At 71.1% G+C, this 9,224-nt stretch carries 5 protein-coding genes; 3 read left to right on the top strand and 2 right to left on the bottom strand.

The window, feature by feature from the left end:
- Positions 1-367 precede the first annotated feature (367 nt).
- A complete protein-coding gene (locus ACWCPW_RS45815; RefSeq protein WP_449767571.1) occupies positions 368-1,000 on the bottom strand; it encodes a TetR/AcrR family transcriptional regulator in 633 nt (210 codons plus the stop codon).
- Positions 1,001-1,106: 106 nt separating this feature from the next.
- Between ACWCPW_RS45815 and ACWCPW_RS45810 the strand changes: the two genes are divergently transcribed.
- Complete coding sequence (locus ACWCPW_RS45810) at positions 1,107-2,636, top strand: MFS transporter (RefSeq protein WP_449767570.1); 1,530 nt, start codon at positions 1,107-1,109, stop codon at positions 2,634-2,636.
- Positions 2,637-3,072: 436 nt separating this feature from the next.
- Entirely contained in the window at positions 3,073-5,385 is a 2,313-nt protein-coding gene (locus tag ACWCPW_RS45805; RefSeq protein WP_449767569.1) for a protein kinase domain-containing protein, read from the top strand.
- Between the two features lie 286 nt (positions 5,386-5,671).
- On the opposite strand, the gene ACWCPW_RS45800 is transcribed toward ACWCPW_RS45805, so the two are convergent.
- Positions 5,672-6,961 (bottom strand): citrate synthase, encoded by a 1,290-nt coding sequence (locus ACWCPW_RS45800; protein WP_020555562.1) that lies wholly within the window; start codon positions 6,959-6,961, stop codon positions 5,672-5,674.
- Between the two features lie 294 nt (positions 6,962-7,255).
- On the opposite strand from ACWCPW_RS45800, the gene ACWCPW_RS45795 reads away from it, so the two are divergent.
- Positions 7,256-9,205 carry a protein kinase domain-containing protein gene (locus ACWCPW_RS45795; protein ID WP_449767568.1) on the top strand — a complete coding sequence of 650 codons (1,950 nt, stop codon included), beginning with the start codon at positions 7,256-7,258 and terminating at the stop codon, positions 9,203-9,205.
- Positions 9,206-9,224: the final 19 nt, after the last annotated feature.

Genomic DNA, 9,224 nt, shown 5'->3' with positions numbered 1-9,224 from the left:
TGGGCTTCGTGGCCCGGAGCGAAGCGGAGGGACACGAAGCCCCGAGCGAGGCGCCGCTTTTTCTTGGAGGAGCTTGCGGGGGAAAGAAAAAGCGGTGCCTCGCGAGCCGGCGACGAAGTCGCCCAACAAGAAGCAACGCCGCACCCACGACCCCGGCCCGGCACGCCACGCCCACGACCCACCCCCACCCGCGAGCCGGCGACGAAGTCGCCCAACAAGAAGCAACGCCGCCACCGCGACTCCGCCCGCCCCGCCCTGCTCACGACCCAGCCCGCCCCACCCCACCCACGACCCCGACCCGCCCCGCCACGCCCCCGCCCACAACCCACCCCACCCACGAGCCGGGCCAACACCGTCACCCGACGATTCAGCGCGCCGTCAGCATCGGCATGAGCGCGTTGTCGACCAGGGACTCGATCTCGGCGCGCGACATCGGGACCCCGGTGATGGTGAAGCGCTGGCACAGGACCGAGGGGCCGGCCAGGACGCATTCCGGGGCGAGCGCGCCGGGGCGGGCCTCGCCGCGGGCGATCGCGTCGGCGAGCACCTCGGCGAGGAGGGACTGCCACGGGCCGATCACGCGGTGCTCCCACATCTCGGCGAACTCGCGGTGCCGGCTGATCTCGCCGCACAACAACCGCATGCCCAGGCCGAGCGGGCCGAGCATGCCCTGCGCGACGGTTTCCAGGTAGACGATCAGATCGGCGCGCAACTCGCCGGGCAGGGACAACGATTCCGGGTTCGGCAGAGCGGCGGAGAGCGCGTCGGCGACCATGCTCATCTTGTCCGGCCAGCGGCGGTACAGGGCCGACTTGCCGGTCCCGGCCCGGGTCGCGACACCTTCGAAGGTCAGCGCGCCGTAGCCGCGTTCACCCAGCTCCGCGACCACCGCCTCGGTGATCGCGCGCTCCAGCGTGACGCCGCGCTTACGGGGGCGCTGCCTGTAGTCGGTGACCAGCAGGGCTGTCTCGACTTGACCCGCGCGTACTCCTGTGCTCACTCTCGCCTCCGATCGCCATGGTACAGAAAACGTTTGCGTTCTCTAATGCATAACCTCTAGATTCCCCTAGAGAACGCTCACGTCCACTAGTAATGCGAGGCAATCCATGACGACGGCACCTTCCGAGGTCGCCGGCTCGACCGGATCCCCGTCCGCGGACGCGCCCCACGCGCGTCGCGGATTGGCCTTGGCCCTGCTCGCAGGGGCCCAGTTGATGATCGTGCTCGACGCGACCATCGTGAACATCGCCCTGCCCGACATGGGCAAGGCGCTCGACATAAGCGAAACATCACTCTCGTGGGTGATGAACGCCTACATGCTGACCTTCGGCGGCCTGCTGCTGCTGGGTGGTCGGCTCGGTGACCTCTTCGGCCGACGCCGCCTGTTGGCGCTCGGCCTGATCGTGTTCACCGTCGCGAGCCTGCTCGGCGGGTTCGCCACCAACGAGGCGCTGTTGCTCGCCGCACGAGCCCTGCAGGGTGTCGGCGGCGCGATGGTGGCCCCCGCGGTCCTGTCGTTGGTGACCACCACCTTCGAGGAAGGACCGGAACGCAACAAGGCGTTCGGCGTGTACGCGGCGGTGTCGGGCATGGGATCCGCGGTCGGCCTGCTCCTGGGTGGTGTGCTCGTCGAGTACATCTCCTGGCGCTGGGTCATGTTCGTCAACGTGCCGATCGGCATCGCGCTCGTGGCGGCGCTGCCCCTGGCCATCCCGGACGACGCCAAGACCGGCGAGAAGGCGATCTGGCGCGGCCGGTTGGACATACCCGGCGCGCTGACCTCCACGCTCGGTGTGACCGCGCTGGTCTACGGCGTCATCCGCGCCGCGGAGAAGAGCTGGACCGACGGGCTGACCGTGGGTTCGCTGGTCCTGTCGGCCGTGCTGCTCGGGGCCTTCGTCGTGATCGAACTGCGGGTCGAGCGGCCGCTGATGCCGATGCGGCTGTTCCGCAACCGCAACCGCTCGGCGAGCTACGTGGTGATGGCGCTCGCCGCCGGCGGCATGATGGGCGCGTTCTTCTTCATCACGCTCTACATGCAGATCGTCGCGGGCTACACGCCGATCAAGGCCGGCTTGGCCTATCTCCCGCTGTGCGCGGGCGTGATGGTCTCGGCCCAGTTCACCAGCGTGATGCTGCCCAAGATCGGGCCGCGAGTGCTGCTGACCGCGGGTCCGATCCTGGCCGCCCTGGGGTTGTTCTACCTGTCCCTGCTCGAGGTCGACTCGAACTATGTCGTGGGCCTGCTGCCCGCGATGGTCGTGTTCGGTCTGGGCATGGGTCTGATCTTCGTCGCGATCATGGCCACCGCGGTGGCCGGGATCGCCCCGGAGGACGCGGGTATCGGCTCCGCGATGCTCAACGTCACCCAGCAGGTGGGCGGAGCGGTGGCGATCGCGGTGCTGACCACGATCTACTCCAGCACCAAGGACAGCAAGATGGAGGACCAGATCGCCAAGCTGGGCGAGAAGGCCCTGATCGATCCGGGCTCGATCAAGCTCGCGCTCACCGAGGGCTACACGGCCGGCTTCCTGACCGCCGCGATCCTGCTCGGCATCGCCGCCGTGATCGCGGTCGCGGTCCTGCGGGTCGACAAGTCGGAGCTGTCCAAGGACGCCCCCGCCGGACTGCACTAGGCGGGGCCGCACGGACGGGACCGCGCGGGTGGCAGCACACCGGGCGGGACCGCGTCGGGCGGACTCGCGGACATACCGATAAATCGTCGGTTGCCTCGACACCCGGGCCCGGTTCACGTCGAACCGAGTCCGGGTGTTCGTGGTCCACGGGCGTGTCGCGTCCGTTTCGGACCGATCGGCGATCAAATTTCCGCTTCCTCGGCCACTCTTCGTGATCGATGACCGGGGGAATCCCCTGTGTTTCGGTCGAAGCGGGACGCGGCGTGGGCGGCAGACCGGGCAGGCGGGTACCCTGCGACAGGCAGCGGGTGCTCCACCCCGGGGCACCTAAATCGCGACGACGGGACGACCGGCGCCGTGGCACTCCTCCCGCCTGTTCCTGTCGAAACGGCCGCTCGGCGGGGATGATGGGCGGTGGGGCGACTTCGGGGGGATTGTGACGGAACACGGATGGCCGGGTGAGCCACCGGCCAAGGGGGATCCGGAACGGATCGGCCCCTATGCGGTGCTCGGCCGACTCGGTGCCGGCGGCATGGGCCGTATCTATCTGGGTCGTTCGCCCTTCGGGCGGCTCGTCGCGATCAAGACGATCCGTTCGGAGCTGGGCGGCGATCCCGGTTTCCGCGCGCGCTTCGCGCAGGAGGTGGCCGCGGCCCGCCGGGTCAGCGGCGTGTTCACCGCCGCCGTGGTCAACGCCGATCCCGACGCCGCGGTGCCGTGGCTGGCCACCGCGTACGTGCCCGCGCCCTCGCTCGAATCCTTGGTCCGCGCGTGCGGTCCGCTGCCGCCGCGCGCGGTGCGCTGGATGGCCGCGGGCATCGCCGAGGCGCTGGAGTCCGTGCACGCCGCCGGACTCGTGCACCGCGACCTGAAGCCGTCCAACGTGCTGGTGGCCAGCGACGGCCCCAAGGTGATCGACTTCGGCATCTCGCGCGCCGCCGACTTCGGTTCGCTGACCATGACCGGCGTCGCGGTGGGCACCCCCGCGTACATGTCGCCGGAACAGGCGCAGGGCGTTCGGGACATCACTCCGGCGAGCGACATGTTCTCGCTCGGCGCGACGCTCGTGTACGCGGCCACCGGGCACTCCCCCTACCCCGACCGTAAGCCGGCCGAGGCGCTGTTGCGCCTGGTCACCGGCTCTCCCGATCTGGAAGGGCTGCCGCCGGAGCTGACCGGCCTGGTCAACCTGTGCATGCAGCGCGCGGCCGAACATCGGCCGAGCCCGACCCAGTTGCTCAACCAGCTCGCCCCGATGCTGGACGACAGCGACGCGGACAGCCAACTGCCGGACAACGCGTCGGCGATGGTGCAGCGGTTCGAGAGCCAGTACCGGCCGACGATGGGCCCGCGCACGCCGCCCGTGCGCGAGCCGGCCGAACCCGAGCAGCCCGAGCTGCCGGAGAACGTGCGCCCGGACCCGAACAACATGGGCAAGCTGCCCAACCAGGTACGCGAGGAGCCGCGCCCGGCGCCGCGCCCCGAAACGCACCGGCCCCCTCCGCCGCAACGCCCGCCGACCAACCCGACCCGCAAGCCGCCGCCGCGCCCGCCGACCCCGCCGACGAACACCGGGCAGCCGGGCGGCTCGCGACCGGTCGCGGGCCGTCAGGTGTCCACGTCGTCCCCGTCGCCGGCCCTGCCGACCGAGCGGGTGGCCAGGCCGCCCGCGCCCATACCCAACTCTCCGGTCACGTGGCCGGAGAGCGGGCCCGACGTGCCACGCCAGCACCCCACTCCGCCGCGCACCCCCACCGGCGGTCTGGAGACCTCGCCGGTGTGGCGGTTCACCGCGACCGGCGAGATCCTCACCCCGCCGGTCCGCGCGGGCTCGGGTCGGACCGCGCGCGTGCACGTGCACAGCAACGACAACGGGCTGCACACCCTGCACCTGGCCACCCGCGAATGGCGGTTCGACTCGTCGGGCTGGTCGCACCCGCCCGCCGTGGACGGCGAGCTGATGTACCTCAGCAGCCAGGACAACCATGTCTACGCGCTGGAGCTGACGTCACGTCAGTGGCGCTGGAGCTTCCCCACCGGCGGCGAGGTCGTGGCCGCCCCCGTGGTCGCCGACGGCACCGTGTACTTCGGCTCCAGCGACAACGCGCTGTACGCCGTGGACGCGGCCACCGGTCGATGTCGCTGGCGCTTCCCCACCGGCGGCTGGGCCACCTCGCCCACCGTCGTGGACGGCACGGTGTACTTCGGCTCCAGCGACCGCTGCGTGTACGCGCTGGACGCGGCGACCGGCTGGTGCCGGTGGCGCTTCGCCACCGGCGGCTGGGTGTCCTCGCCGACCGTGGCGAACGGCATCGTGCACGTCGGCAGCACCGACCAGTACCTGTACCTGCTCAACGCCACCGACGGCGCGATGCGCGGGTGGTTCGGCGCGGGCGGTCCGGTCGCGCAGCCGGCCACGGCGGGCAACCTGTCGTTCTTCGGCAGCGGCGACGGCGGCCTGTACGCGGTCGACGTCAACACCACACGCTGCGTGTGGCGGTTCGGGGCCGAGGGCTGGGTCACCTCGCCGGTGGTCGCGGACGACATCGTGTACGCGGGCAGCAGCAACGGCTCGGTGATAGCGGTGGGCATGGGCGGCGAGCCGCGCTGGCGCTTCACCACCGGGGGCCGGGTGACCTCGCCGGTCGTGGCCGACGGGCTGCTCTTCGTGGGCAGCGCCGATCGGCACCTGTACGTGCTCGACGCGGCCACCGGGAAGGGCCCCGCGGAGGCGACGCCCACCGGCTGATCCCGGCGCGTCCCGGCTCGACCCTCGACCCTCGCCGGCTCGTTCGACTCCCGACCTTTGGGACGGGTCCGAGTCGCTGATCACGTTCAGGTCACAAAACTACCGATCAATCAGGAGTTGTCAGTACAGTTCTCCCGCACCGGGGTCGATCGAGTGCGCTGCACCGCCCGCGAGCGACCTCGGCGCGAAACGCGATGGCGGAAAACAAAACGATCTTGGAGCCGAGTACCTCGAACCGTGGTTCGGGACCTTCGACTCCAAGATCGTTTTCGCGTGTTCCCTACGGTCAGCGAGCACCGATGGGGGTGTAGTCGCGCAGCGCGACGCCGGTGTACACCTGGCGCGGGCGGCCGATCTTCGCCTTCGGGTCGGCGATCATCTCCTGCCAGTGCGCGATCCAGCCCGGCAGCCGGCCGATCGCGAACAACACCGTGAACATCTCGGTGGGGAAGCCCATCGCCCGGTAGATCAGCCCGGTGTAGAAGTCCACGTTCGGGTACAGCTTGCGCTCGACGAAGTAGTCGTCCGCGAGCGCGCGCTCCTCCAACTGCATCGCGAGGTCCAACAGTTCGTCCTTCTTGCCCATCCGGGACAGGACGTCGTCGGCCGCCTTCTTGATGATCGTCGCGCGCGGGTCGCGGCTCTTGTACACCCGGTGGCCGAAGCCCATCAGGCGCACGCCGTCTTCCTTGTTCTTCACCTTGTTCACGAACGAGTCGATGTCGCCACCGTCGTTCTTGATCTGCTCGAGCATCTCGAGGACCTGCTGGTTCGCGCCGCCGTGCAGCGGACCCCACAGCGCGTTGATGCCGGCCGAGATGGACGCGAACATGTTCGCCTGGCTGGAGCCGACCAGCCGCACCGTCGAGGTCGAGCAGTTCTGCTCGTGGTCGCCGTGCAGGATGAGCAGCTTGTCCAGCGCGTCCACCACCACCGGGTCGGCCTTGTACGACTCGGCCGGGACCGCGAAGGTCATCCGCAGGAAGTTCTCGACGTAGCCGAGCGAGTTGTCCGGGTAGAGCATCGGCTGCCCGACGGACTTCTTGAACGCGTAGGCCGCGATCGTCGGCAACTTCGCCAACAGCCTTATCGCCGAGAGCCGGACCTGCTCCTCGTCGAACGGGTTGTGGCTGTCCTGGTAGAACGTGGACAGCGCGGACACCACGGACGACAACATCGCCATCGGGTGCGCGTCGCGCGGGAAGCCGTCGTAGAAGCGCTTGACGTCCTCGTGCAGCAGGGTGTGCTGGGTGATCTCGTCGCGGAAGTTGTCCAGCGCGCTCGCGGACGGCAACTCGCCGTAGATCAGCAGGTACGCCGTCTCCAGGAAGGTCCCCTGCTCGGCGATCTGCTCGATCGGGTAGCCGCGGTAGCGAAGGATGCCCTCCTCGCCGTCGATGAAGGTGATCGCCGATTTACACGCGGCGGTGTTGACGAACCCTCCGTCGTAGGTCACCAGCCCCGTCTTGGCGCGAAGTGTCGAGATGTCCACGGCGGTGTCGCCGATGGTGCCCTCGACCAGCGGAAGGGTGTGCTCGTTTCCTTGGTGGCGCAGTACTACCGAGTCCTCGCTCATGGGGGTCCCCTACTTCTCGGCTCAGGCTCCGGCAGCCACCCGGATCGTGTCCGTGCGGTTCCGGTCTTTGTGACATGTGTGCATCAGTACGAATAGCAGGCGCGCGAGGCGACCTCGCAGCCACCTCCCACCTGGGCGACAAACCGTGAGCCGCGTCACCTGACCCAGGGTGGCGGGTCGAGATGCCCAGAGTCATCGGCACAACAGTGCACGTGTTTCGGCTTCCCGTTACGAGTGTCACCCATGCGGCGTCATGATGAGGGCACACGATCGGGTGGCCCGGGGGGACGTTGCGTGACCGATGTCGACAGGCGGGGTCCGGCCCCCCTGGACGCGTACGATCCGCGCCGGATCGGGCCCTATCGGGTGCTCTCCCGACTCGGCCGGGGCGGCATGGCCCGGGTCTTCCTGGGACTGTCCCCGGCGGGCCGGCTGGTGGCGATCAAGACCATCCTGGCCGAGCTGGACCACGACGCGGACTTCCGCCGCCGGTTCGCCCGCGAGGTGCACGCCGCGCGACTGGTCAGCGGGGTGTTCACGGCCGCCGTGGTGAACGCCGACCCGGAGGCCGAGCGGCCCTGGCTGGCCACCGCGTACGTGCCCGCGCCGTCGCTGCGCGAGGTGGTCGACGAGTGCGGTCCACTGCCGCCGGACGCGGTGCGCTGGCTGGCCGCCGGGGTGGCCGAGGCGCTCGGCGCGATCCACGGCGCCGGCCTGGTGCACCGCGACCTGGCCCCGGGCAACATCCTGGTCACCCTGGACGGCCCCAAGGTGATCGACTTCGGGCTCGCGCTGGCCGAGGACCAGGACACCGTCAACCTGGTCGGCACGATCGCCTACATGGCACCCGAGCAGATCGAGGGCGAATCCGGCACGGTCCGCTCCGACGTGTACGCGATGGGCGCCACGCTGCTGTTCGCGGGCACCGGTCACGCGCCGTACGAGGGCAGCGCGATGCGGGTGATGAGCGCCGTGCGCAACCGCGACCCGGATCTGACCGGACTGCCCGAGGAACTGCTGCCGTTGGTGGAGTCGTGTCTGCGCCGCCGCGCCGACCGGCGCCCCTCGCCGCACGACGTGGTCGCCGACTTCGCCGCCCTGCTGACCCGCCGCCGGCGCCCGCACGAGGCGGCCTCGTGGTTGCCCCGCCCCGTCCTCGAACTGCTCTACGAGCACGAGCGCCGGATCCGCCCCGCCGTCGAACCGGCCGGCCCGCCCGCGGCGCGACCGGCAGCCGAGCCGGAGGCGGTGCGCGCTCCCTCGGCCGAGCGCCCGCGCCCGGCCCGGCCCGCGCGCCGACGGGCCGCCGAACCGACCGCGGCCCGACCCGCGCCCGCCCCGACCAAGCGCTACACCGAGGATCCGTACCCGACGCGTGCGCCGATGCTCGACCGGATCGGCTACCGGGTGAGCGACTCGGGGACGATCAGCGTGACGACCTCGTCGCTGTCCGAACCGGGCCTGGGGCGCTGGCACTCCGTACTGGGGCCGATGCTCGGGCCCGCGCTGGGCGCCGGGTACTACGGGCCGCGTCGGTCCGCGGTCCGCTTCGGCATGCTCGGCGGCCGGCCGACGCTGATCCGGCGCACCGCCGCCCACGCTCTGGTGCTGATCGCCCCGGCCCGACCCGAGCCCGGCGCGGTCTCGCTCGCCGGTCCCCGGCACGCGCTCGCGCTGGGCGCGGCGCCGGTGGACCTGCCGGATCTGGATCCCCCGGGCCACCGGCACGTGCCCCGGCTCGACCCGGCGGTGCTGAACGCGGAGCTGACCCGCCGCGAGGCCGGGCTGCGGCTGCGCGCCACGCGGCATCCCGAGGTGCTGACGGACGTGATCTCGGCGGTGCTCACCCGGCCGGAGGCCACCTTCGCGCTGTCCGAGGCGGACGCCGTGCCGGACCCCGAGGCGGTGTTGTGGGGCCTGTGCGAGCTGGTCGGCCCGCTGCTCCCGTACACGCTGTCCTTCTCCACGCTGACCGCGGCCGAGCCGGAGGACGAGCCGCGGCTGGTGGTGCACCGACAGTGGCCGGCCCACGACGCGCGCGCCCGGCGGCATCGGATCGTCCCCGGCGAGGAGCTGTACTCGATGGGCGACGTGCACCGCGCCGCCGCCGAGGCCCTGGTGCGCAGCTACACCGGCCCCGACCGGGCCGCCGGAGCGGCCGCCCTGGCCCCGCCGGGCCCGTTCCGCTCCGCCGCGCCGACGGCCCGCTCGCAGGCCGTCCTGCGCGCCTTGGAGGGCCGCTAGGGCGGAGCCGGGCGAGCGC

It is taken from the genome of Embleya sp. NPDC001921 (assembly GCF_053594475.1).
This window is presented reverse-complemented; position numbering and strand designations above follow the sequence as displayed.

Coding starts and splice junctions, on each gene's coding strand:
- ACWCPW_RS45810 (WP_449767570.1), top strand. CDS start 1,107: ATGACGACGGCACCTTCCGAGGTCGCCGGCTCGACCGGATCCCCGTCC.
- ACWCPW_RS45800 (WP_020555562.1), bottom strand. CDS start 6,961: ATGAGCGAGGACTCGGTAGTACTGCGCCACCAAGGAAACGAGCACACC.